Consider the following 25,314-nt stretch of genomic DNA (forward strand, 5'->3'; position numbering starts at 1 on the left):
ACGGTGCGTCAGATGTTCAGGGGATTGCTTTAATTAAAGCAGGATCGGGCTGACGCAACCGTTATCTAGCCTTTTGTCCAATTCATTCTAATCTCATGACTTACTATATTGCTCCCAGATTCCTCAACAAATTAGCGGTTCATATTACCAAGAATTTCCTGGATTTACCGGGTATTAACGCCCCACTAATTTTAGGAATTCATGGTCACAAAGGAGAAGGAAAATCCTTCCAATGTGAATTAGTTTTCAAACGGATGAAAGTCCAAGCGATTCATCTATCCGCTGGGGAATTAGAAAGCCCGGATGCCGGGGACCCTTCTAGGTTGGTGCGTTTTCGGTATCGAGAAGCAGCGGATATTATTAGCAAACATGGCAAATTAGCCGTCTTAATGATTAATGATATTGATGCCGGTGCCGGACGAGTGGATAGCGGAACCCAATACACCGTTAATACGCAATTAGTCAATGCCACATTGATGAATATTGCCGATAATCCCACCAATGTTCAACTTCCAGGTAGCTACGATAGTGAACCCTTGCCTCGGGTGCCGATTATTGTAACTGGGAATGACTTTGGAACCCTGTATGCACCCTTGGTCCGCGATGGACGCATGGACAAATTTTATTGGGAACCCAATCGCGAGGACCGATTAGAAATTGTCAATGGAATTTTCACCCCCGATGGACTGACCCGAGGGCAAATTGAACAACTGGTGGCTAAATTTGAAGGTCAATCTATTGACTTTTTTAGTGCTTTGCGCGCCAGTATTTATGACGAGCAGATTTTGGCTTTTATTGAACAAACCGGCTTTGATAAAATTGGCCTAAAAGTTGCCAATAGCACGGAAAAACATAGCTTTATTAAACCTGATTTCCGTCTGGAACACCTGATGGAGAAAGGGGAACAAATGGTGAAGGAACAGCAACATATTCAAGAGTTGCGATTGGTTGCGGCTTATAACCGTTCTTTGGCAGAAAGTAACACCGCACAACGCTATGGATTTATGCCGGGACAACCCCCTGCCTCGGGGAATGGAATCCGTCAGGAAAATCGGGGTTCTAACACTCAACCAACAGCATCCAACGGTTCTCCCTCTGCGGAGTTGTCTCGTCCCCAAAACAAACCTCAATCGGCTACTGCCGCCTTAGATTCGGATGCGGTGCAACAAATCCGACAGTTAGTGTCACAAGGTTATCCCATTGGTATCGAACACGTCGATCGCCGTCGGTTTAGAACCGGGTCCTGGCAAAGTTGTGGATGCATTCAAACCGGAAATGAATCCGAGGCGATCGCCGCCTTAGAATCCTGTTTAGGAAACTATGCCGGGGAATATGTGCGCCTATTTGGGATTGATGGAAATAAGCATCGAGTAATGGAAACCATCGTTCAACGTCCTAATTCCTAACATGATTGAGGGGATAGTAACCGGAATTCAAGGATTAGTAATTGGGTTAAGTTACTTAGGATTGGGATTGGGTTATGTCCCCGGTTTCCGGATGAATCGCGCTACCCTTGCCTTAATTAGTTCTGCTGTCTTAATTGCCTTGGGGACATTAAGTTTGGAACAGGCATGGGAGGCGATCGACCCAGGAACCATTGTCTTTTTATTAAGCATGATGGTGATTAATGCATACCTGTCCTATTCCGGGTTTTTCAACCTCGCCTTACTCTACCTATTGCGCTTGACTCGCAGTCCTTTTGGGTTATTGGTGTTACTAACTGGGGGAACGGGGGTATTATCCGCCTTTTTTCTGAATGATACTTTGGCCCTAGTTAGCACTCCCTTAACCTTGCAGTTAGCGCGGAATTTGGGATTAAATCCCATTCCTTACTTGTTGGCGATCGCCGGTGCCACTAATATTGGATCCCTCGCCACCCTGAGTGGCAATCCTCAGAATATCCTCGTCGGTTCCTTTTCCGGTATTAGCTACCTCGATTTTGCCACCGCTTTAACCCCCATTGCGATCGCGGGAATGGGGGTACAAATTGGGCTATTATGGTTATTATATCCCGAAGTGAGGTCTCTGGCACCTTGTCCCCCTAATCCTCTCCCCCGGTTACGCCTCCATCGACCCTTACTCATCAAAACCCTAATTGTTACCAGCTTCCTGCTGATAGCATTTGCCGTTGGACTCCCTCTAGCTGAGTCGGCATTTCTCGCCGCAGCAGTCTTATTAATTACCCGACGCATCAAACCAAAACGAGTGTTAATGCAGGTAGATTGGTCTTTATTGGTGATGTTTTCAGGGTTGTTTATCCTCACCCGTTGCGTTCAATCTCTGCAATTATTAGAGGGATTTTCCGGTTGGGTCGTTCATCCTGCCGGATTGTTAGCCGTAACCGCAGTGCTTTCTAATTTAATTTCCAATGTACCCGCCGTATTGCTGCTACAATCGTTGATTAACCCTGATGCTACCGAAAGTTGGTTACTCTTAGCCGCAGGCGCTACCTTGGCGGGAAATTTGACTCTATTCGGTTCCGTTGCTAATCTAATTATGGTAGAAGCATCGGCGGGTTTGGGATATCGCCTCTCTTTTGGAGAACACCTGCGATTTGGATTACCCTTAACTTTAATTCTGCTTGTTTTCACCTATCTCTGGATTGGAGGGCGGTAGAATTGTAAATATCCAGAATATTTAAGCGGAAATTAAGCAGTTAAAACGTAGAAAATGGGTCTAAAAAATGTCAGGATATGGAAAGATGAAAAACCTATTTTCTTATCTTTCCATACCGGGGCTAAGACTTAAATTATAGGGTTTTCACCGATTAACCCGTGAAACTTTTGTTATTTAACACCCCACTGGCGACATCTTCAATCAGTTGAATATGGCGCTTGAGTAAGGTAGGCATGGCATAGCGTTCGATCGCCGTTTCTCGGGCTTTTTTGCGAATCTCTGCCATACGAGTGGGATGATTGAACACTTCATCCACGCGATCGGCGATTTGTTTGGGGGAGAAGAAGTCTACCAGTAATCCATTTTCCCCATCGGTAATCACTTCTCGTACAGGTTGAGTATCGGAACCCAAGACTAAGCAACCTGTGGAGAGGGATTCAATCATGGACCAAGATAAAACAAAGGGTCGCGTGAGATAGATATGGACGTCCGATGCTTGAATGACTTTTAAATATAATCCATAAGGCAAGGAACCGACAAAGTGAACCCGGGTTAAATCGAGGGGGACTTTTTTGAGCATATAGTCTTTGTAGGTTTCCCCATTGGGGAGGGATTTGCCATAGCAAACGCGATCGGAACCGACAACGACAACATGACAATTGGGACGACGTTCCTGAATGTAACCCACTGCTTCGATAAATTCAGGAAATCCGCGATAGGGTTCCATGCCTCGGGCGACATAAGTCACGAGTTCATCTACATGGGATAAATCCAGGTTGGGAAGAACTAATTTTACACCCGGGTCAGGTTTGAAAAATTCCGTATCAACGCCATCATGAACAACGGAGATTTTGCTATGAAATTCCGGGGGAAATTGCGATCGCTGCCAATAAGTTGGAGAAACGCCCCAATCGCAAGAGGCTAAGTCAATTAAAATGGGCGCATTTTTCACGCGAATTCGAGCCACATCATCCGCATTTAAGGGGTCGTTGGGGTCGAAGTTGGCATCGGACCCGTAGGCATGATAATACCATTCAAAGTAACACATTAAGGGAGTTTCCGGATAGATATCCTTGGCAAATGTCGTCGGACCCCAACCGGAATGACCATAAATTACATCGGGGACAAATCCTTGGTTTTTCAGTTGTTCCGCCATGCGATAAACCGCTTGTCCATAAATCACGGCACTTTCTAGGGGACGAACATAATGGTGAGTGCCAGGATGGGGGTCGCGACTGGGAGAAAATAAGGCTTTTTTGACCCCGGGAATCACCCATTCAGGGCGTTCATTTTTGGTGCCAAACACAACTTGATTGTTCGGATTGCTGCCTAATACGGTGGCTAAATGACGAAACTGGGCCGGAAAGTTAGGATGCAGAAACAGAATTCGCATGAGCTAGAGTTACAACGGTTATGGTAAACAATAAGGAGGCAAAAATTAAAATTAGGAACAAAAAGTTAACCACCTTTTGTTCCTAATCTTTAGGGCGGAGAAATTAAACGGCTGGGGCTTTGCAGACCCAAACGCAATCTCGGGGAACCGACTGAGTGTCTTTGACTAGAATTTCATAATTGAGATGGGTGAGAAATTTTTCCATGATGTGATCGCTCATCACGGAAAAGGCTGAACCATGCCGTTGTCCTTTTAAATTGAGATGCCATTCACTCAAAAACTTTTGCCAACCTAACTCGCTGAGAATGTTGGTATGGTGAAAGACACAGAGACGATCGCCTCGGAGTAAGGCCGGAATTTGAGTCAAATAATTGAAAATATCGCGCGGTTCTAAATGCACCATCGTATCGTAACAGAAACAGACATCAACGGAGTGGGCTTCGATCGCACTGAGAGTCAGTCCATCGAGTTTGAGATAGGTGACGCGATCGTCCCCGAGGTGCGATCGCGTGGCCTCTAGCATTTTACTAGAAATGTCCGCACAGATGAGCGTTTTGCAGTGTTTAAGCAACAATGCGCCGGTTTTACCACCCCCCACACCGATTTCTAAAACCCGATGTTCCCGCCCGATATAAGGCTGAATGAAGCGCCGTTCAATCAGGGTTTCATATTCGGCTAGGGTACGGGCCGCGCCTGCCCCTTTGCCAATCCATTCATCGCCAATGCGATCGAGTTTGGGATGCAACTCTTGCCACATTTCAGCGTAAGCATCCCAGGTCCCTTCATAGTCAATGCCGTGATTGGTTTTTTCCATTGCGGTGGCATACACCTCCGTTATGAGACAACATTCAAGCGAACTTTGATGATTCATCCTTCACCCCGGTGTTCTACCGGGATGACCATCCCCCCGCATTCTTTTACCACAGTATGCTGATTTAATCCCAAGAAAAATTGAGGGAAAATTCATCCACAAGCTGCTGGTTGTGGGGCTGAAAATATTGATTCAAGGTGGATTTGAGTCCCTCCGGCAGGGTGGCATACTCTCCCGCATTGTATTTGGGATAGTCGGCAATTTCCATCGGGGTTAACCCTAAAAATGCCAAAGTTTCAGCAAGGATGGCCGCAGGATTGGCATAAAAGGCTTCGCTTGAAAGAATTAAGAATTGCTCTTTGGGGAAAAGTTCCATCCAACTTTTGAGTTGATTCGCATACATTCCCCGGGATAAATAGGTATAATGTTGATGATTGTAACTATAATAGTTAGGGTCAGCCCACATTTTGTCCACTTCCCCGGCGAGTCTTGCGGGTTCTTGGGCGATCGCCTCGGCAAAAGAAAGGGTCTCAAATCCCCAGCGCACTTCATGATTATAATGAGACCAGGCTCTTTCTACAGGATTTCTAAGCAACACAATCAGCTTAACCTGGGGAAATAAATCCTTAACCCGGTGGGGAACTAAGGGATGAAATAAATAATAAGGACTCGCTTCTCCCGTCAGCATCAAGGGTTCCGATTCTCGGGGCGGAAATTGTGCCTGATACCATTCAATTCCCTGATGAAAATTGAGGTCAAAAAAATGGACTTCTTTTTGAGCAGCGGGGAGAATTTGCGGATGTTGCGTTAAGTAATGATAGAGAGAAGTTGTCCCTCCTTTTTGGGTTCCAATAATCAGAAAATCTGGCATAATTGAATTTAGGTGCGATCGTCAATGACATCGTTTCAGGACTAGGACGCCGGTAGAGTCGGGTTAGAAACCGGGTTTTTCACCGAATTGTTGCCACTTAGAACTGAATCGGGACTAAAAACCCGGTTTCTTATGCCTGGGATCTCCAACTGTACCCCGGATCTAGGGCGTCGGTGAGGTTTAGAAATTACCGGGATAAATTATAAGGGTTTCTTCGCCAGCAAATAGTTACAAGAGGCTAACTCTTCATTGCTTTGGGGTTGTAGAAACGTGACAAAATCTCGGTCCATATAACTGTTGGGATGCGCCAACAAATCCCCAATTTTCATTTTTTTGAACGATTCTGCAATGGGTTGAGGTAACCCTTTAACATAAGAGTTGAGAAACCAAGTTAAAGCCGCAATGGGTAATCCAGGCAGTTGGACGGTGCAATCTAGGTCTTCTAATTCGCTAAATAGATTTTTGAGACCACTGCTGGTCATATTATAGTAATGATCCGGATAGCCATGAAAAGGCTGGAGAAAAGGCACGACGGCATAAAGCGTCCCTCCGGGTTTGAGAACGCGCGTAATTTCTTTGGCGCATTCAAAGGGGTTTTTAACGTGTTCTAATACCGCCAGGGAAAATACGGCATCAAATGAATTAGATTTAAACGGAAGTTTTTCCCCGATACTAATGACATCGGTGGTGGGATAATCTACAATATCTAAATTAACCACATTGGGGTAATAGAAATTTCTCAACCCGCAGCCATTATCTAAAATTAATCCATTAGTAAGCTGTTCGATTAACTGGAGGCTAATCGGGTCATAATCATTAGCGGAAATAGAAGCGGTTGATTTAACGTTGCCATATTCTGTTAATTGGCAATTCAAAAAGTTATAGTGGTTGGAACTCAGTTGAAATTCTGAACCACAGTCCGGACAAGAGAGAACGGGTTCCTGAATAAGTAGGCGATCGCTTTCGCAAACTGGACATTGCAAAATCGGTCGAATTTGGGCTAATTTTGCTTGTTTTTGCTGCAAAAACTCCTCGCATAATTCCCCAGAGACAAACAAATCAATGGGAAAGCGATAAACTTCCTCATCCATCCAAAACTGAATAAACCAAGAGGTTCCCAGGGTAATCTGGCTGGTTAAAATAAACTTTTGGAAGCCGACTGCAGTCCGATTGGGATAAGCGGATTCCACATCCGGGCGATCGACCACCGGCAGGGGGTGAACTTCATGGGTTTCATTACAGAGAAGGACATCTTTAATCTGACTGGATTTATTCCCCACAATCCACCCACTGACAATCACAAAAGCCGCCGATATAGTTTCTTTAGGTTGAGGAGAATCAATGCAGTATAAAAAAGGCTCAGAAGGCGTTTCTATCTCAGGTAGGGGCAAATCTTTTCTACCCAATAAGGCATTGGTAAAAGACTTTAATTTTGAAGCATTAAACGTTTTCATCGGTAAGGCTATATCCTGATGCTCATGGGTTTCCTAACTCAAACAAAACTGGATTAAATCCAGATACTATAATCTTCGCGATCGCGAGTTAAATTGGGACTATAGCAGGGATCGTGGTCAATGATGGTTTTCCAGCGATGCCGCATATAGTCAATCTCTTTAGAAAACCGAGCAATTTTTTCCGGCGTATCCTCAAATCCCCGACTTTTTGATTCATAGTGATACAGAACCACATGAGGCAAGTAGAGATTGCGATACCCTTGTTCCCCCATTTTCAAACATAAATCCACATCATTAAAGGCGATACTTAAATCTTCCTCATTAAACCCTCCCACGGATTCAAAAACTTCCCGCCGACACATCAGACAGGCGGCAGTGACAGCCGAATAATTATTCACCGTCTTCAATTGATAGTAATATCCGGGAACCTGGGATGGGAAATGTTTATGACTATGACCCGCGACGCCTCCTAATCCAATCACTACTCCGGCGTGTTGAATCGTATCATCCGGGTACAATAACAACGCCCCAACTGCACCAATACTGGGGCGTTGGACCTGTTCGACCATTGCCGTCATCCATTCCCCATCCAGCACTTCGGTATCGTTATTTAAAAATAGCAAATACTGGCTTTCTGTTTGGGTGACGGCATAGTTATTAATTTTAGAAAAATTAAAGGGAACGTCGTAGGTAATGCAGCGAAATCGGTCCGGTTCTTTCGCTTGCCACTTACTGAATAACTCCAGAGTTTCCGGTTCATCACTGCCATTATCGATGACCAATACTTCATAATTAGGATAGGTGGTTTTCTCAAAAATTGAGGTGAGGCAAGTGTTGAGAATTGACCCTAAATTGCGAGTGGGAATAATCACCGTAACCCGCTGATAATCCTGAATATGATAGCGAACAATCCAGTGTCCTCCAGGAGTGGGGAGGACTCGTCCCGGTTCTCCGCGACGGACTAATGCTTCCGTGAGGGCTTTTTCGGCAGCATCAACGGCATAGTTTTTATTTTCTAACTCGCTGGCGGTGGATTGCGGATGAATGCGCCAGTGGTAGAGAATTTTGGGAATATGATAAATTTTATCGGTTTTTTCCGTAAATCTTAAGACAAAATCGTAGTCTTGGGAGCCTTCATAACCGATTCTAAATCCACCAATTTCCTCAACGATCGCCCGCCGATATAATCCCAAGTGGCAGGTGTACATTCGCGAGAGAAAAGAATCAGGACACCAGTCCGGTTTAAAAAACGGGTCCCGCAGCATATTGCTATCATCCACTTTATCTTCATCGCTATAAATCATATCCGCATCGGGATGTAGATTCAGCCATAAAGCCATTTCATATAAAGCATCGGCATTGAGCATATCATCATGGTCCAACAGGGCAATATAATCCCCGGTTGCCAAGGCGATCGCTGAATTAGAAGCTGCCGAAATATGACCATTTTTCTCGCGAAACACTAACTTAATCCGCGCATCTCGTTCCGCATATTCTTTTAAAATAGAGCGCACATGATCATCGGTCGAAGCATCATCGGCGATGCAGAGTTCCCAATGGGGATAAATTTGAGAACTCACGGATTCCAGTGCCATTCTCAAATAGAACTCCGGGGTATTATAAACCGGCATCACAATACTAATTAACGGCTGATATTGAAATACCTGTAATGTTTGTGCTTTGTGCCGCAAATCTGCTGCCCGAGATGAATTTTGCCCTAGCCAAAAATGATAATCGGCATAAGGATGAGTGACTTCCGGCGCGCCGGGACCCGGAAGCGGATTATCATCGAGTTTAAAATAAAGTTTACGAAATAATCGCGCCAGGGCATAGCGGACCCCTTGGGTTTTTACTTTTTCATAAAACCGCTTAGATAACCGCTGGGTGCGGGATAAGTTGTCGAGGGTTCGGGACAGAGGATGGTTTCGCATTCGTTCTCGATTTGATCAGGGTGCAGGGGTTTTCAGAAATCGGGGTGGGAGAGGGAAACGGATTAAAATTTCCCGCTAAAATTGACCAACACTTTTATGAATTCATGTTCCATCTCTGCGGTTTGAACTAACATTCATGATCCCTTAACCGGATTTGTCATCCGGAAAGCTTGTTTTAGCTTAAACCATTGGGTCCGTAATTTCCAGAATTTACTGGTGTGCATCGCTGCAATTTCCAGTTGAGCTTGTTCCAGGGTGGCCTGAGTCTGTAACATCTGGGATTGGAGTTGATGGTGGAGGCGATCGCGCTCATGGAGTTGGCCCTCCCACTCTGCCTGGATTTGGGCGATCTGCTGCTGGGACTGGTGGGTGAGTTCATCCAATTGTGCTTGCATCTGGGTCCGGGTTTGTTCCAGTTCCTGCTGTTGCCGTTGCGGCGATCGCAATGCTTCCTCCCGTTCCACCTCAAAATCAGCGCGAGTTTGCGCCAACTGCTGCTGTAAATCCTGGATTTGAGACGCTAACGATTGCTTTTCTCCTTGCGATCGCCCCAGTTCCCCTTGCAAGTCCTGAATTTCTTCCTCCAACTCGGCTATTTTTGCCCTCGGGTCCAATGCCTCAGTTTCTTGGACTCGGGCTCTGAGGACTTGCAACTCGCTTTCTGCTGCTTCCAATTGCGATCGCAAAACCTCTAATTTCACCTCAGTTTTGTTCAGAGTTGTGGCAATTTCCTCGTTTTTCTCCTGTTCTGCTAACCGTTCGCACTCTTTCTGCGCGAAAATATTCGCAAAATTCGTCGCATATAATCCAATATGCTTGCTACAAATATAGCGAAATAATTCCCGGCGATTCTCTGGAATATTACAAGCACTCACCATTGAATTTGACCGAGAGCGATACTCATACATCACTTCAGCAATATGGTGAAATTGCCAGCCTTTCTCCGCCACCCCTAACCAAAAATCCCAATCTTCATAGCCTAACTTTTGGGGAATATGGGAATCATATCCTCCACAGTCCTGCCAAACCGTTCTTCTAAATACTGCACAGGCATCAATATAATTTCCCGCCACCAGGCGATTGATATCAAACTCTGGAACCTCGACAATCCCGGTTTTTTCTCCAAATAATTCCGCATTGCCATAGACCACCCCCACCTCCGGCTGTTCATCTAAAATAGCCACGGCTTCAGTGATATAAGCCGGTTTAATTCTATTATCAGCATCTAAAGGTAAAATATAGCGACCCCGGGCCTTTTTAATGCCGGTATTGCGGGCAGCAGCGAGTCCTTGATTGGATTGATGAAACACCTGATAGCCCTTGTCTTGGAGATAAGTCAGCACCTTTTGGGTGACTGGGGAGGTGGAACCATCATTAATAATTAAAATTTCATAAACCTGCTCTTGACAGCTTTCGACACTGGCGATCGCCTCTAAAACAAACTCTCCTTGGTTGTAACAAGGAATAATCACCGATACCGCTATCTTGGATATTGCATTGTAGTCTGCTGCCGATTCCGACATATTACCCTGGTCCTATAATTGGCTTGATTTGAGATTGATAGTGCGGGCAAATGCCCCTTTCAATTCAGACCATTTTACCTTGAGTTTCCAGAACTTCGAGGTTTCCATCCAAGCGATGTGGGTTCGGAGGCGATCGCATTCAGCCTGAATCTCACCCACCCCAGAAGCCGAATTTGCCAGGATTTCTAGCTGAATTTTGGCCTGGACCGCTTCATGATGTAACCAGAGGGGATAAATTTCTAAAGGTAAAGAATCCGAATGAGGCTGTGGAGTAAAATGACTGGGCAGATCCGCCGTCCAATCCAGTTCTTCTAAAATAGAAAGATAGGGCAGTTCCGGATGTTGGAGAAACCGCACCAAGGGGCGGTCAATGGGCAATTGCTGGAACAAATTCGGGTCATAAATGGTTTGGAATGCCCGGTCATCTAACCCTGATTTGACCGAAAGATTTAACTTGGTTTCTAAAAGCTTGACTAATTGAGTCGGTTGTGATAGTAACGCATTAATATTCACCAACAAACAGCGATCGGGATAGCGGCGATAGAAGTCCAAAATATGGCGATTATAATAGGCCCAACTGCGGATCGCATAATCGGGACGCTGGGAAAAAATCCCACTATTTAAACGCAGAATGGAATCCACCACATCCCAGGGGAGACGATACACGAATAGATAACGCGCCTCGGGGAGTAACTCCTGCCAAAAATCGAGCATCAGGGAGGTCCGGGGGTCCTTCCAACCCCAGAGTCCTCCCTGAGCTTTTCGCGAGTCAATTAACCCTTGTGCCGTTGCCAAACCCGTTTGAAAGTGGTCAACATTGAGGGATTCCTGTTCAGTCCAACCCCAATCCGGCCAACCGGGGTCCCCTGGGGGACAACTCTCTTGGAGAAGCGATCGCTGAAACTCCAGAAAATCCAGGTCCTCGAAATACCCCTTCACATTAAAACAGTCCGCTTGATAGAGGCGATCGCCAAGTTCCACGCCGATGACTTTCATCAACGAAGCGATTAGAGAAGTTCCCGAACGGTGCATTCCGGTTACGATCAGGGGCAACGACATGATTCCTTGTATCCGTATCAATTAAAGGACATTTCCCCAGTCCCATCCTCCCCCTCGAATCCGGGTTAACTAGGAGAGTTGGGTGGAAATTGTGGGGTCATTCAGCCAAAAGTCAAATCAAATTGAATCAAATCAATTCAATTTCTTTGACCATTTCCGGGACCTCTGCATCAACCGTCACGCTGGGTTTAACCAGTAAATCGACAATGCCGGTGGCGGATAAGCTTTGTTCCTGTTGAACCCGAAACATTGCCACATCAATACAACGGGCTAAATAGGTAAAATCTCCATTGACAATTCCTGAAACCCCAGCATTTAAAAAATAGACTCCCGGATTGAGCAAACATTTAAACCGGAATTTTACAACAACTTTGCTCCCCGGTTCAACTGTTTGCAGAGAATGTTCCGAAAATGAATGAGACGCCCCGCCCAGTTCCAAACCGCTAATCGTTTTCACCAACATTCCACAGCGGATTTGAGAAGCAGCCTCCAAAAATTCCACCGTATAAGTGTAGATATATTCGTGACGACCCACCAGATGGTTAACTTTTTTTCCCGTCGGAGTCATGATCTGCGGATCGATAATCTTCGCCCCCCGGGATTCATAATGTAGGGTATTGCTCGGTTGCAGGTCTTCATCGTAATAAGCCCGCGCTGCCTGTTCTACTGGACCCGAGGAGGGAATGGCAAATTCAGTGGAAGTGGGGGTAAAGAACGGCAATTTTGGCGCGTCTTCTGGCTCATCTTTTTCCTGATTGAGCTTGCGAATTTCGTCGCATAATGCCTCTACTTTATGAGGGGGAGAGTAAATCAGTTTTTGATATTTATCCACCACAATTTTTGGCGTATGATAGAGCAGCAATTCCCCATCATGCATGAAAATTGCGGAATCACATAACTCAATAACCATCGCAGCAGCGTGGGAGACAAATAAAATCGTCCCGCCTCGTTCTTGGATAGTTTCAATCCGCGCAAAACACTTGCGTTGAAAAGCTTCATCTCCGACGGACAGGGCTTCATCCACGATCAGAATATCCGGGTCAACGCTGGTGGCGACGGCAAAGGCTAACCGGACAAACATCCCGCTGGAGTAGGTTTTGACGGGTTGGTCCAGGAAATCGCCGATATCTGCAAAGGCGACAATTTCATCGAATCGATTCTCGACTTCTTGTTGAGAAAGCCCGAGTAATTGCGCGTTAAAGAAGACATTTTGCCGTCCGGTAAATTCGGGATTAAACCCACTGCCGAGTTCGAGAAGGGCGGAAATTCTGCCTTTGACTTCGACTTCGCCGCTGGTGGGAGAGAGAGTCCCCACAATGGTTTGGAGGAGGGTACTTTTTCCAGATCCATTGCGACCGACAACGCCGAGGGTTTTGCCTTTAGGAAGTTCTAGGGAGATATCGCGTAAAGCCCAGAATTCATCGGATCGGACTTTGCCGGGGAGGAGAATTTCTTTGAGGCGATCGGCGGGATGCCGATAGCGTTTGAAGCATTTGGAAACATTTTTTAGCGAAATTGCAATTTCACCCATGAGTTTACTGGTGTATGAAACGTCCTAGCAATTTGTGGAGAAGGGAAAAATAGGGATGGGGGAGATAGGGAGGATAGGGGAGATGGGGTGGAGAAATTAGTAACAACAGTTTGTAGTAACGACTTCAGTCGTTATTTCCCCCATCCTTCATCCTTCATCCTTCACCCTTCATCCTTCATCCTTAACTTAAATGACATCAGCAAAGGCGGGGCGTAAGCGCCGGTAGGACCAGAAACCGAGTGCGAAGATGACTAAAGAAATCAAGGTAGCAACGGCCCATTCTCCGGGGTGGTTGATTTCTCCAACGAGGACAATATCTCGATAGGTTTCAGCGATCGCCGCCATTGGATTCAACCAAAATACTAATTCCCGCCATTGTTCAGGAATCACCGTTGCTGGATAGCAAATGGGAGTCAAATAAAACCACAAATTTACCAGCACAATTAAGGATTGAGGAATGTCTCTCAAAAACACGGTGAATCCCGAGGTTAAATATCCTAATCCAGCGGTAAACAGTAGCTGGGTCGCCCACACCAAGGGGAGGAGGAACAGAGTGGGATGGAGGGTATCCGAAGAAATCGCCAACATCACAATCAGTGCCATTAGTCCAAAGGTACTTTCAATAAACGCGGAAAGGACGGGTACTAAAGGCAGTAAACTCAGGGGGAAAACCACTTTTTTGACTAAATTGGGTTGTCCCACCACTACATTAGCCGCTTGCATAAAGCCAGTGGTAAAAGCAATCCAGGGAACCAATCCGGCAAACAACCATAAACCAAAGGTAAAGCTATTTTCCGGTAAGTTATTGGCCGGAAGCTTGACCTTTAAGATAACCGAGAAGACATAGGTGTAAATCAGCAGTTGGGAAAGCTGATTGAGTAAGGGCCATAAATTGCCCAAAACGGATCCTTTATAACGAGCGGCTAAGTCTCGTTGGACCAGGGTTTTGAGCAGGTTGAGCTTGATTAACAGTTGTTCATCGAGCAGTGACCTTTGGGAAATGGAGTTTGCCTTGTGAAAGGCTCCTTTGATTGTTCTGACCAATTTTCACATCCTCACCCACAACTACAAATAGGGGGCTACATGGCGGCGATTGCGAGGGCAACGCTCAGGCGATCGCTCCCATTGAGGATCATCTGACACCATGAGCCGGGAATTCACTAGACTTAGAGGCGATCGCCGGAATGGAGGGTTCCCCTCTCCAATGGCGATCGCGCTTAGAGCTTAGGATAACCAATCCCCAGTCAGAATATCCCAACGGGGAGAGTTATAAGCATATTTTCTTAGTCTTTTTGCAAAAACAGTATATCCTGATAGCTTGTCAGATACGGGCCTCCACACCATCCGCCATAATATTTCCCCAGGACACTAAATCCGCTTTTGGAGCTCCACTCTAACAGCAGTCCCTTTCATTTTTAATGATTAGAGCAACGATCGCAGCGCGGTCCAGATAGCCCCGAGTCGGGTCAATGTCGGTTCATTTCATCAAAAGTGGTGCTTTTTCCTATAAAACAGCTTGCAACGCAGTGGCGATCGCCGCTTTTTGCTCGGCATCGTACTTCCATCGCTCTAAAAATGACTGATAACTTCCCGTTCCAGTGCGGATGGTTTCTAACAAAGATGCAATTTTAGCTTGCATTGTCGGCAAGGCTAGAGTTTGAATGATCACTGTACTGCGATCGCGCACTCGTTCGGATCCTTGAGCCGTTGTCTCATCCCCAGAACGGCGGTGAGCAATCACCATTGCCGAAGACATGGCGAGATTTTTTACCATTAGTTCCGAAACAATCTCCTCAGACGACCCTAATCCTTGGAAAATTCCGGGAGAGGGGCGATCGGGCAAAGTCCCCTCATCGCTTAAATAGGTCACAAAAAACCCCCGCGCCCCATTTTGAGTCCGCACTAGATTTTCCGTTACCTGAGCAATCTGAGCTTCTGAAAGCGCCCCTGTAGCCATTTGCTCTAAGAACGATTCAGTTAGGGCGATCGCCTCCGCGAAGCTGACCGAATCCGGTACGGTTAAAGAAGATAAATTAGTCATAACTCATAAAATAGCCTGTTTAAATCCGTTGCAGCATCCTGACTAAAAATGGCACTTCGCGCCATTCACATTCGCACTATTGTCTACGAACAAAGGCACTCATGGCAATCATCTCTTCCCATAACCCCACCGATCCACCGAAGAAAGAGGGCAAAACTGCTGAAAAAGCTGCAACCTACAATCCCTCAAACCCCGGACTGCTCGAACCTCAAGCCACCCCGGAAGAACAAACCAACATTCAGCAGGAAGAAAGCATTCGCCCCCACCGATTGGCGGATTATATCGGACAAAAAGACTTGAAAGAAGTCCTGGATATTGCCATCAAAGCGGCCCAATCGCGATCGGAAGCCCTGGATCATTTATTACTCTATGGTCCCCCCGGTTTGGGCAAAACCACAATGGCTTTAATTTTATCCAGTGAAATGAAAGTTGGCTGTAAAATTACCTCAGCCCCCGCTTTAGAACGCCCCCGAGATATCGTCGGGTTACTGGTGAATCTGCAACCGGGGGATGTGCTGTTCATCGATGAAATTCATCGCCTGAGTCGGATGAGTGAAGAAATTCTCTATCCGGCATTGGAAGATTTTCGCGTAGATATTACCATCGGCAAAGGACAAAGTGCCAGAACTCGGAGTATTCCCCTGCAACGGTTTACCCTGGTAGGAGCCACCACCCGCATTGGTAATCTCTCCTCCCCCCTGCGCGATCGCTTCGGATTGATTCAACGGTTACGCTTCTATGAGGTAGATGAACTAACGGCGATCGTTCAGCGTACTGCCGAACTCCTGCAAACCCCAATCACCCCCGATGGTTGCGAAGAAATTGCCCGTCGTTCTAGGGGAACCCCCCGCATCGCCAACCGCCTCCTCAAACGAGTCCGCGACTACGCCCAAGTCAAGGAATGCGGAGATATTAACGCCTACGTCGCCAATCAAGCCTTAGAATTGTTTAACGTAGACCCGATCGGTCTGGATTGGACCGACCAACGCTTATTAAAAATGTTGATTGAAAACTTCAACGGCGGCCCAGTCGGATTAGAAACCCTCGCTGCCGCTGCTGGAGAGGATTCTCAAACCATTGAGGAGGTTTATGAGCCTTATTTATTACAAATCGGCTATTTGAATCGCACCCATCGCGGCAGAACCGCTACCCCAGCGGCTTGGAGGCATTTCGGCTACAACCCACCCCCGGAACAATTGTCTTTGAGGATTTAGATTTAATCGCCCGCAGGCTGAAGCCTGGGGATACACGGACAAAGCCTGCCTCCGCAGGCTAAGAAAGAAAAGTGACTTTTGACAACTGGATTTGGTGTCAATCTAATTTTTTAACAAAATACCCAATGGAGAAACGATTGAGAACAACAGCGAACCCTTGGCAACGGCAGGTAATCAGAATCGCATTGCTTTGTTTAGTCTGTTTATTCACTTGGATCGGAACTCTTACCCCAGCTTACGCCCAATCGGAGGAAGTTGAGACCCGAGGATTGGGGACCGAAGCCCTCTTACAATTGGAAGAACTGGGAACTCAAGCCTTTGCGGCGATGAATGCAGGGGATTTAGAGGGGGCCGAAAAATACTGGACGCAGTTTTTAGAACAGGTGCCGGATAATGCGGCTGCCTGGAGTAATCGCGGGAATATCAAGGTGAGTTTGAATAAACTTGAAGAGGCGATCGCGGACTATAATCAGGCGATCGCACTCGCACCGGATGCTCCCGATCCTTACCTCAATCGCGGCACCGCCTATGAAGGGTTAAAACGCTGGGACGATGCGATCGCCGATTACAATCATGTCCTCGAACTCGACCCCGAAGACCCCGCTGCCTACAATAATCGCGGCAATGCCGAAGCGGGACGAGGAAACTGGACAGAGGCGATCGCCAACTATCAAAAAGCCAGCGAACTCGCCCCAGACTACGCCTTCGCCCGCGCCAATTATACCCTCGCCCTCTATCAAACCGGGGAAGAAACAGCCGCCATCCAGTCCATGAAAAATATCCTCCGCAAATATCCCAAATTTGCCGATATGCGCGCCGCCCTCACCGCCGCCCTCTGGACCCAAGGACATCGCGGCGAAGCCGAAAGCAATTGGGTTGCCGCCGTCGGTTTAGACACCCGCTACAAAGATTTAGACTGGGTTGCCCACACCCGCCGCTGGCCCCCGGCAATGGTCAGCGCCCTGGAGAAGTTTCTCAAAATTGAGTGAGGGGTCATTGGTCATTGGTCTTTGGTCATTGGTCTTTGGGGGAGATGTTCGTAGTAACGACTTCAGTCGTTTCTTCAGTTCGTAGTAACGACTTCAGTCGTTTCCCCTCCCATCCTTCATCCTTCATCCTTCATCCTTCATCCTTCATCCTTCATCCTTCATCCTTCATCCTTCACCAACTCCCCAATCAACCCCGGTGTCAACTCCTTAACATTCCCTAAAACGATCGCCGCCCCTGCTTTTTTCAAACTGGCACTATAGGCGTTCTTTCTCTCTTCACTCTCTTGCACATGAGGTGGTAAAACCCCCACCCCAATCCAGGTACGGTTCGGCTGCTGTTCTTTAGCTTGACTAACCGTGTACAAATCCGCCACCGTATCGCCCACATACACCACCGGAGCATTTTCAGCACTGGAATATCGAGTTTCTAATTCCTTCAAAGTGGCAAAAAGCCCAGTCGGGTCGGGCTTCCCCGGCGCATCTTCCATCGCAATCACCACCGGATCCGCTAATCCCAAGGCACCTTCTAAGACATAAGCCGCTTCCGCTCTCATGGCTCCACTAAAAAAGCCCCAGGGAATTCCCGCCTGGGTCAAACTGTCCAAATAGGCTGGATTCACCAACAATGGCTCTTGACAAATGTAGCCAGTCATGGTATTGGGGTCGGGACCCCGATAGCGGGATTGAAAAAACTCAACCAGGGTATCGTAATCCAAAGACAGGCGATCGCGGCTTTGACCCTGACTCTCTAAATACCGACAAACTAACTCAAACGAGGCATCCCAGTCATTATTCCAGACCCCTTCGGACTTGAGACTGTCAATGTCTGCCGACGAGGGCCGATAGGCAGTTTGGGTAAAGTGTTCCACCGTATCCGCGATCGCCCTGCGGTAAGAACCACTGACATCCCGAATCACCCCATCAATATCAAAAACTGCGATCGCCATCGTTGTCATGTTCCTATCCATCGTAAATAGCTCCCCTCCATAACCGCTTGAAAGTGCTGTTATTCAGAATATAGGCCCTAGAGCATCGATAGTCCCAAAAGAAAAAAGATTGCGATCGCCTTTCGTCAAACATCAGCTATAATTAAAAACTGGCCTATTCCCAAAAAATAGGACCCGGAAAAATTGAGATTTTATTTGAGCCTTTATTTTTCCAATCCTCGCCCAAGTAGCCCAAAGATGCGCTACAATAAAGCGTTGTACCATTACCAGAAGATTACACAAACCTCAAGGAGGTGTGATTGTCAAAGTTCATTTTAAAAGTTCTCTGGTTAGAGGACAACGTCGCGATCGCAGTTGATCAAGTTGTGGGTAAGGGAACCAGCCCATTAACCCGTTACTTCTTCTGGCCTCGGAATGATGCCTGGGAAGAACTAAAAAATGAGTTAGAAGCGAAGCACTGGATCTCCGAAACTGACCGCGTAGAGTTGCTCAACAAAGCCACTGAAGTCATTAATTACTGGCAAGAAGAAGGCAGAAGGCAGCCAATGATGGAAGCTCAGTCCAAATTTCCGGAAGTCGCCTTTACAGGTAGCAGCTGAAGCCCTGAGTTATCAAGCCTTCAAAGCAGCGGATATCTCCACAAAGATATCCGCTGATTGTTTTTGACTAACCCCGGTGATCAAAATCACCCGAGATCAGCCAAACAATCAACCCCATCCCAAAAAGAACAGTTACCATAGAATTGAGCACTTACACTCAACAGGTTGACAGTTTATGACTGGTGTTGTTCAATCTCCTCTAAATGCCGAGCAAGTTTATGTCTGGCTGAGGGGACTATTAACCATTGCCTGGGCAGATGGTCACTTCGACCAAGAAGAAAAAGACTTAATTGCGGAACTGACTCAGGAAGAATTAGAACCCTCAATTAACTTGGGTGAACTCCAACCCATCAAACCCCAAGAGTTAGCGGCAGTTTTAGGCAACGAACCCATCATTGCCGAAAACTTCTTAAGAACGGCGGTTATGGTTGCCATAGCTGATGGAGTTTATTCCCCCAGTGAAGAGGAAAAATTATATGAGTTTTGCCACGCACTCGGACAAAACTCTAAAGTTTTAGAAGCCCTCCGCCATACCCTCTGGGATGGAAGAAATGCCCAAGTCCAAGATTTCGAGGCGATTGCTTCTCCCCAGGGGAACGGGGCAGTCGGTCTGCACCCGGGTCCCAAACAGCAGGGGGATGTCCTCTCCCCAGTGCGCCATTGGCTGGATGATTTGGAAATCCATGACCCCCGACTGGCTAGATTTCTCTGCAAAATGATTCCACCGCAATGCCCATTTGAACGAGATATCCATTTATTCGGCAATAAGGTGGTCCATATTCCCCCCCTGTGCCATATCAACCCACTCTATGAGCAAATGGTGGGTTTACGCTTCCGCGCTTTATCCTACTTAGCCGATGAGTGCGGGGAAGATGTCACCCCCTATTGCCAATAATCCCGACCACTCGCCAATGGCTCCAGAGTCCTTTGTTGAGGGGTTCAGGATGTAGAACGAACTTACTTTTAACAAAGGACCAAGGACAATCATGCAATTTATCGATCGCGTAGAAATAGAAGTCGCTGGTGGTAAGGGTGGCGATGGCATCGTCGCTTTCCGCCGGGAAAAATATGTCCCGGCGGGTGGCCCCGCTGGAGGCAATGGGGGTAAGGGCGGTTCCGTCATTCTCCGGGCTGTAGAACATCTGCAAACCCTGTTAGATTTTAGATACAACCGCCGAATTGAAGGAGAAAACGGACAAAGAGGCGGTCCCAATAATCGGACTGGGGCTTCGGGAGGCGATCGCATCGTTCAAGTCCCCGTCGGCACAATGGTTTATGACGCCACCACGGAAGAAGTCATCGGGGACCTCATCGAACCCGAGCAAACCTTAGTCGTTGCCGCAGGCGGAAAAGGCGGACTCGGAAACAAACATTTTCTCAGCAACAGCAACCGTGCTCCCGAATATGCCTTACCCGGACTGGAAGGGGAACAGCGGTTTTTGCGCCTAGAACTCAAACTCCTAGCTGAAGTTGGCATCGTCGGTAAACCCAATGCAGGCAAATCCACCTTAATTTCCGCCCTCTCTGCCTCCCGTCCCAAAATTGCCGATTATCCCTTTACGACGTTAGTCCCTAACTTAGGAGTCGTCAGAAAACCCAGTGGAGACGGCACCGTATTCGCTGATATTCCCGGATTAATTGAAGGGGCGCATTTAGGGGCCGGTTTGGGCCATGAGTTCTTACGCCATATCGAACGCACCCGAGTGTTGCTGCATCTGGTGGATATCACGGCAGAGGATCCGATTGAAGACTATGAGATGATTCAGCAGGAGTTAGCCGCCTATGGCCGGGATTTGCTGAATCGGCCCCAAATTGTGGCGTTAAATAAGATGGACGCTTGCGATCGCACGGAAGAAGAAATCGAGGCGATCTCGACTCGTCTAAGTGAACTCTCCGAGTCCACCACCCCAATTTTTCAAATCTCCGCCGTCTCCCGCCTAGGACTCGACCCCCTCCTCCAAGAAATCTGGACCACCATCGATCGCCTAAAAGAAGAACGCGACCTCATCCAGAATCTCATTTCGTAGTAACGACTTCAGTCGTTCTCTTATCTTAGTTCAACGTCCCGACTTCAGTCGTTAACCCCTTCGTAGAGACGCCCCCTTTCGCGTCTCTACAATCATTTCCGGCTATTTAACCGTCCCCACTTGCTGAGGGAAACCCAATTCCCACCCTAATCCAAAGACCTACACCCCACAGACCCAGGCCCCTACTCCAAACCTCCCCACTCGTAAAATTACGAATCAATAATCGAGAATCTACCCCCGTGCCCCGTCCTGCAACACGCTACTATTGATAGAGAAACCGCCATGAATTCGAGCTGAAACTTGACATGAACTCACCCATACAGGCAGTTCAATCTCCCTACTACGGAGATGGATATCAACGGACACCCCCCCCAGATTTACCCTCCTTGTTACTCAAGGAGCGAATTGTCTATCTGGGTATGCCCCTAGTGCCGCAGGTTACTGAACTCATCATCTCCGAACTGCTGTATTTGCAGTATGATGACCCAGAAAAACCCATCAACATCTATATCAACTCCACCGGCACCTCAAATGAAAGCGGCCAACCCGTAGCCTTTGAAACCGAAGCCTTTGCCATCTGCGACACCATCAAATACATCAAGCCGCCAGTCAACACGATCTGCATCGGCATGGCAGTGGGAATGTCAGCAATGCTGCTCTCGGCGGGGACCAAAGGATGCCGCACCAGTTTACCCAATGCCACAATCGTGCTGCATCAACCCAAGAGTTATACTCGGGGTCAAGCCTCAGATATTCAAATTCGAGCCAAGGAAGTCCTGGCCAACCGCCAGACCATGATCGATATCCTCGCCGAAAATACGGGTCAGCCCCACGAGAAAATTATCAAAGATATGGATCGGGTGTTCTATCTCAACCCGCACGAAGCGGTAGAATACGGACTCATCGATCGCGTCTTAGAAGCAAAAGACTTAGCGCATCCCATACCCGCCATCGTCTAATCCATTCAGAGTTTAGATTTTGAGAACTCTAAACTCTCACCACTTAACTCTCACATCTAACATCGGAGTCTCACATCATGCCTATCGGTTACCCAAAAGTTCCCTATCGTCTGCCGGGAGATTCTTATACACAGTGGATTGATTTAGAAACCCGGTTGTATCAAGAACGTATTATTTTCCTGGGTAGCGAAGTCGAAGATCAACTGGCAAATAAAATCATTGCCATCATGCTTTATCTGGATTCTGAGGAAGCAGGCAAAGATATCATTCTTTATATCAACTCTCCTGGGGGTTCCGTCACTGCGGGTATGGCGATTTACGATACCATGCAGCACATTAAATCGGATGTGGTCACCATTTGCGTCGGTCTAGCCGCTTCGATGGGTTCCTTCCTCTTAGCGGCAGGAGCACCGGGCAAACGGCTGGCCCTCCCCCACTCCCGAATCATGATCCACCAACCCTCTGGCGGAGTCAGGGGTCAAGCCTCGGATATTGAAATCGAGGCCAGGGAAATTGTGCGAATTCGTCGTCAGCTTAACCAAATCTACGCCAATCGCACCAATCAAAACCTGGAAAAAATTGAGAAAGACATGGACCGCGACTTTTTCATGTCCGCACAGGAAGCCAAAGACTATGGCCTGATTGACCGCGTGATTGAAGAACGTCCGTAACTGCGAGTGTAGGGATTTCCAGAGGGGACAAGGGGAAAATTTGCTCCTTGTCCCCTCCTCCTTACTCCAAATTGGGTAATATCCTAACTATCCTAACTTGTGGAACAATGGCAGAATTTCTATGCGAATCTGCCATTTTTAATCAGAATGACTATCGAAGAATGCTATAGCGTATTAGGTTTGAAAGTAGGTGCGACCCTAGAAGAGGTCAAGACGTCGTACCGCATATTGGCGCGGCAATATCATCCGGATGTGAATCCCGGGGACGGGCGATCGCATGAGAGATTTATCCAGCTTAATCAAGCCTATCACCGCCTGCTAGAAGTTGCCAAACCTGCGGCCCAAGTTAAACAACCCAGCACCCCCTCCACCCCCGCAACGGCCCCAGAAACCACGGTCAAAACCCGAGTCACTCCCAAAGAACCCGAGTTTCGGAATAATCCCCGGTTAACGGACCTGGAACAACTCCTCAAACAGCGGGGGTATTTACAATTACAGGGGTTTTTAAAAGCACAACGCTTCCCCCGCGCCGTAGCATTAGTCGATGCCCTCGCACAACGGCTACCCCAAGACCCGGAAGTGAGACAATGGCACGCGATCGCCTATCAACGCTGGGGACGCCATGCGATCGCCGCCGGAGACCTAGATAAAGCCAGAATCTACTTAAAAAAAGCCCTCCGCATCGACCCCCACAACCGATCGCTCTGGATGGAAGTCGAACGAGATTTTCGGCGTCTGGAGCAAATTTTCTAGGGCCATACGGGTCTTCTACTTGAGTTGAGAGAGAACCCCTTTGCGGTTCTCCCCCGTTAGGATCAAACAGCCCTACCTTGGAAAAAGAGGTTCCCAGAGGGGAGTTGCTGTAAACTAGGGAGGTAGTCTCTCCTCCTGTCATCATGGTTTGGCAACCGGGTACGAAAATTTTTGGAAACCGCTACACTATTCAAAAGAAGCTCAAACAGGGCGGTTTTGGCATCACCTACTTGGTCAAAGACAATAAGGGTCAACAGTGGGTGCTAAAAACCCTGAACGATAAGGTGATGACCGACCCGGAGTACATCCCCTATCGGGATAAGTTTATGCGGGACTTTGACCGGGAAACCGCTAAAATCGCCATCTGTCGCCATCGCCACATTGTCCAGGTGGTCAATCACTTCTCCCATGAAGGGCAGCCTTGTATGGTGATGGAATATATTCAGGGGCAGGATTTAAAAGACCTTGTGGTGCACAGGGGGGCCTTGTCCGAGGCGGTGGCGTTACGCTATATCCGGCAGGTGGGGGAAGCGTTGAGCATCTTGCATGATAAGGGTTTGCTCCATCGGGATATTAAGCCTGATAACATTATGGTCCGGTTGCCTGCGGATGAGGCGGTGCTGATTGATTTTGGCATTGCGCGGGAGTTTATCCCCGATTTGACCCAAACCCACACCTCTACCCTTACGCAGCATTATGCGCCGGTTGAGCAGTACGACGAACGGGAACACCGGGGGGAATTTACCGATGTGTATGCCTTGGCGGCAACCCTGTACTACTTGCTGACGGGCATTTTACCCCCGATTTCCTGGATGCGGGTGTTGCGCGAGAGCCTGAATATTCCCAGCCATTGGTCCCCAGAACTACAAAATGCGATTAAGCAGGGGATGGCAGTGAAGCCAGAAGACCGCCCCCAAACCGTGGCCGAGTGGTTGGCCCTATTGCCTAATAGTGGGGGGGGTTTACCATCCTTTAGTTTTGAAACCGTGCGGGTCAACCGTCAGGGGAAAATTATTGAGAAAATCCCGGGTCAGGCGCGGTTTTATCCCCAGGATTTGGGTCAGGGGGTGCGGTTGGACATGGTGCAAATCCCCGGGGGAACATTTTGGATGGGGACAGAGGAGGCGGAAATTGAGCGCCTGTGTAAACAGTATGAGTGGGAAGGGTTTAGGCGAGAAAGTCCTCAGCATTGTGTGCAGGTTTCTTCTTTTTTCATGGGCAGAACCCCCGTCACCCAAGACCAATGGCGCACGGTAGTGGCACAAGTGGGAACCCTTCTCCGAGACCTTGACCCGGACCCCTCTGCCTTCAAAGGCGGGAATCGTCCCGTTGAATGCGTATCTTGGTATGATGCGGTAGAGTGGTGCGCTCGACTAAGCAATCTGACGGGGAAGGAATATCGCCTCCCCAGCGAAGCAGAATGGGAATATGCTTGCCGTTGCGGGACGATGACTCCCTTTGCCTTTGGGGAAGCAATTACCACTGACCTGGCTAATTATGATGGCAACTACACCGTTGCTGAGGAAGCTGAGGGGGAGTATCGAGCAGAAACCACCCCAGTAGCGAGCTTTCCCCCCAATGGCTTTGGGTTGTATGATTTACATGGTAATGTTTGGGAGTGGTGTTTCGACCCCTTTCATGAGAATTATCAGGGTGCGCCTAGGGATGGTAAGGTATGGGATGAGACTCTAAAAGAGAATGAGAATCGTTATCAAAATCCTTTGGCAAATCTGAAGGTTTTGTTAGAGGAAAGTGATAAAAGCTATGTGCTGCGGGGCGGTTCTTGGGGCCACCTCCCGATTATCTGCCGTTCCGCCCGCCGCCTCGCCTACGCGCGCGTCCTCCTCATCGGCCTGGGGTTTCGGGTCTGTCTCGTTGGCGCAGGACTCTTATAGCCCTTTACCCTTTAGCCCTCTTGCCCTCTG

22 protein-coding genes are annotated in these 25,314 nt (G+C 47.8%); 11 read left to right on the forward strand and 11 right to left on the reverse strand.

The annotated features are described in order from the left end of the window. Positions 1 to 95 precede the first annotated feature (95 nt). A complete protein-coding gene (locus NG795_RS14800; protein WP_367289431.1) occupies positions 96 to 1,406 on the forward strand; it encodes a RuBisCO small subunit-like domain-containing protein in 1,311 nt (436 codons plus the stop codon). A gap of 1 nt (position 1,407) precedes the next feature. Continuing rightward, positions 1,408 to 2,616, forward strand: a complete 1,209-nt coding sequence (locus tag NG795_RS14805; protein ID WP_367289432.1) for an anion transporter — start codon at positions 1,408 to 1,410, stop codon at positions 2,614 to 2,616. A 151-nt stretch (positions 2,617 to 2,767) separates the two neighbouring features. Here NG795_RS14805 and NG795_RS14810 read toward each other — a convergent pair whose 3' ends face one another. The 10 genes from NG795_RS14810 to NG795_RS14855 all read right to left on the reverse strand — a co-directional run bounded on the left by NG795_RS14810 (position 2,768) and on the right by NG795_RS14855 (position 15,230). Next, the gene (locus tag NG795_RS14810) at positions 2,768 to 4,009 is read right to left on the reverse strand and encodes a glycosyltransferase family 4 protein (RefSeq protein ID WP_367289433.1); all 1,242 of its coding nucleotides are present in this window, start codon (positions 4,007 to 4,009) and stop codon (positions 2,768 to 2,770) included. 103 nt (positions 4,010 to 4,112) lie between these two features. Beyond that, positions 4,113 to 4,880 carry a class I SAM-dependent methyltransferase gene (locus tag NG795_RS14815; protein WP_367289434.1) on the reverse strand — a complete coding sequence of 256 codons (768 nt, stop codon included), beginning with the start codon at positions 4,878 to 4,880 and terminating at the stop codon, positions 4,113 to 4,115. A gap of 64 nt (positions 4,881 to 4,944) precedes the next feature. Continuing rightward, positions 4,945 to 5,691, reverse strand: a complete 747-nt coding sequence (locus tag NG795_RS14820) for a sulfotransferase domain-containing protein (protein ID WP_367289435.1) — start codon at positions 5,689 to 5,691, stop codon at positions 4,945 to 4,947. A 200-nt stretch (positions 5,692 to 5,891) separates the two neighbouring features. Beyond that, positions 5,892 to 7,145, reverse strand: a complete 1,254-nt coding sequence (locus NG795_RS14825) for a class I SAM-dependent methyltransferase (RefSeq protein ID WP_367289436.1) — start codon at positions 7,143 to 7,145, stop codon at positions 5,892 to 5,894. A 53-nt stretch (positions 7,146 to 7,198) separates the two neighbouring features. Next, complete coding sequence (locus NG795_RS14830) at positions 7,199 to 9,076, reverse strand: glycosyltransferase family 2 protein (RefSeq protein ID WP_367289437.1); 1,878 nt, start codon at positions 9,074 to 9,076, stop codon at positions 7,199 to 7,201. A 134-nt stretch (positions 9,077 to 9,210) separates the two neighbouring features. Then, positions 9,211 to 10,599, reverse strand: a complete 1,389-nt coding sequence (locus NG795_RS14835; RefSeq protein WP_367289438.1) for a glycosyltransferase family 2 protein — start codon at positions 10,597 to 10,599, stop codon at positions 9,211 to 9,213. 12 nt (positions 10,600 to 10,611) lie between these two features. Continuing rightward, positions 10,612 to 11,658 carry a sulfotransferase family protein gene (locus NG795_RS14840; protein WP_367289439.1) on the reverse strand — a complete coding sequence of 349 codons (1,047 nt, stop codon included), beginning with the start codon at positions 11,656 to 11,658 and terminating at the stop codon, positions 10,612 to 10,614. Between the two features lie 127 nt (positions 11,659 to 11,785). Continuing rightward, positions 11,786 to 13,189 (reverse strand): ABC transporter ATP-binding protein, encoded by a 1,404-nt coding sequence (locus tag NG795_RS14845; protein WP_367289440.1) that lies wholly within the window; start codon positions 13,187 to 13,189, stop codon positions 11,786 to 11,788. 186 nt (positions 13,190 to 13,375) lie between these two features. After that, positions 13,376 to 14,191, reverse strand: coding sequence for an ABC transporter permease (locus NG795_RS14850; protein ID WP_367289491.1), 816 nt, complete (start codon positions 14,189 to 14,191; stop codon positions 13,376 to 13,378). Positions 14,192 to 14,693: 502 nt separating this feature from the next. Beyond that, positions 14,694 to 15,230 carry a sll1618 family protein gene (locus NG795_RS14855; protein ID WP_367289441.1) on the reverse strand — a complete coding sequence of 179 codons (537 nt, stop codon included), beginning with the start codon at positions 15,228 to 15,230 and terminating at the stop codon, positions 14,694 to 14,696. A gap of 101 nt (positions 15,231 to 15,331) precedes the next feature. Here NG795_RS14855 and ruvB point away from each other — a divergent pair, with 101 nt between their 5' ends. Both ruvB and NG795_RS14865 read left to right on the forward strand, forming a co-directional pair. Further along, a complete protein-coding gene (gene ruvB, locus NG795_RS14860; RefSeq protein WP_367289442.1) occupies positions 15,332 to 16,444 on the forward strand; it encodes a Holliday junction branch migration DNA helicase RuvB in 1,113 nt (370 codons plus the stop codon). A 125-nt stretch (positions 16,445 to 16,569) separates the two neighbouring features. Continuing rightward, positions 16,570 to 17,433, forward strand: a complete 864-nt coding sequence (locus NG795_RS14865) for a tetratricopeptide repeat protein (protein WP_367289443.1) — start codon at positions 16,570 to 16,572, stop codon at positions 17,431 to 17,433. A 158-nt stretch (positions 17,434 to 17,591) separates the two neighbouring features. Here the strand turns inward: NG795_RS14865 and NG795_RS14870 are convergent, their stop codons facing one another. Next, the gene (locus NG795_RS14870) at positions 17,592 to 18,401 is read right to left on the reverse strand and encodes a TIGR01548 family HAD-type hydrolase (RefSeq protein WP_367289444.1); all 810 of its coding nucleotides are present in this window, start codon (positions 18,399 to 18,401) and stop codon (positions 17,592 to 17,594) included. A 278-nt stretch (positions 18,402 to 18,679) separates the two neighbouring features. Between NG795_RS14870 and NG795_RS14875 the strand changes: the two genes are divergently transcribed. From NG795_RS14875 to NG795_RS14905, 7 genes are all read left to right on the forward strand, one after another. Next, the gene (locus NG795_RS14875) at positions 18,680 to 18,979 is read left to right on the forward strand and encodes a 30S ribosomal protein PSRP-3 (protein ID WP_254567253.1); all 300 of its coding nucleotides are present in this window, start codon (positions 18,680 to 18,682) and stop codon (positions 18,977 to 18,979) included. Between the two features lie 175 nt (positions 18,980 to 19,154). Next, positions 19,155 to 19,874: a Mo-dependent nitrogenase C-terminal domain-containing protein gene (locus NG795_RS14880; RefSeq protein WP_367289445.1), complete on the forward strand. Its 720-nt coding sequence runs from the start codon at positions 19,155 to 19,157 to the stop codon at positions 19,872 to 19,874. Positions 19,875 to 19,965: 91 nt separating this feature from the next. After that, positions 19,966 to 21,006 carry a GTPase ObgE gene (gene obgE, locus NG795_RS14885; protein ID WP_367289446.1) on the forward strand — a complete coding sequence of 347 codons (1,041 nt, stop codon included), beginning with the start codon at positions 19,966 to 19,968 and terminating at the stop codon, positions 21,004 to 21,006. Between the two features lie 305 nt (positions 21,007 to 21,311). Next, positions 21,312 to 21,965 (forward strand): ATP-dependent Clp protease proteolytic subunit, encoded by a 654-nt coding sequence (locus tag NG795_RS14890; RefSeq protein WP_261200323.1) that lies wholly within the window; start codon positions 21,312 to 21,314, stop codon positions 21,963 to 21,965. 77 nt (positions 21,966 to 22,042) lie between these two features. Further along, complete coding sequence (locus tag NG795_RS14895) at positions 22,043 to 22,636, forward strand: ATP-dependent Clp protease proteolytic subunit (protein WP_367289447.1); 594 nt, start codon at positions 22,043 to 22,045, stop codon at positions 22,634 to 22,636. A 147-nt stretch (positions 22,637 to 22,783) separates the two neighbouring features. Next, positions 22,784 to 23,389, forward strand: coding sequence for a J domain-containing protein (locus NG795_RS14900; RefSeq protein WP_367289448.1), 606 nt, complete (start codon positions 22,784 to 22,786; stop codon positions 23,387 to 23,389). Positions 23,390 to 23,532: 143 nt separating this feature from the next. Next, the gene (locus tag NG795_RS14905; RefSeq protein ID WP_367289449.1) at positions 23,533 to 25,284 is read left to right on the forward strand and encodes an SUMF1/EgtB/PvdO family nonheme iron enzyme; all 1,752 of its coding nucleotides are present in this window, start codon (positions 23,533 to 23,535) and stop codon (positions 25,282 to 25,284) included. Positions 25,285 to 25,314 lie beyond the last annotated feature (30 nt).

Source organism: Laspinema palackyanum D2c (genome assembly GCF_025370875.1).
Lineage (GTDB): Bacteria > Cyanobacteriota > Cyanobacteriia > Cyanobacteriales > Laspinemataceae > Laspinema > Laspinema palackyanum.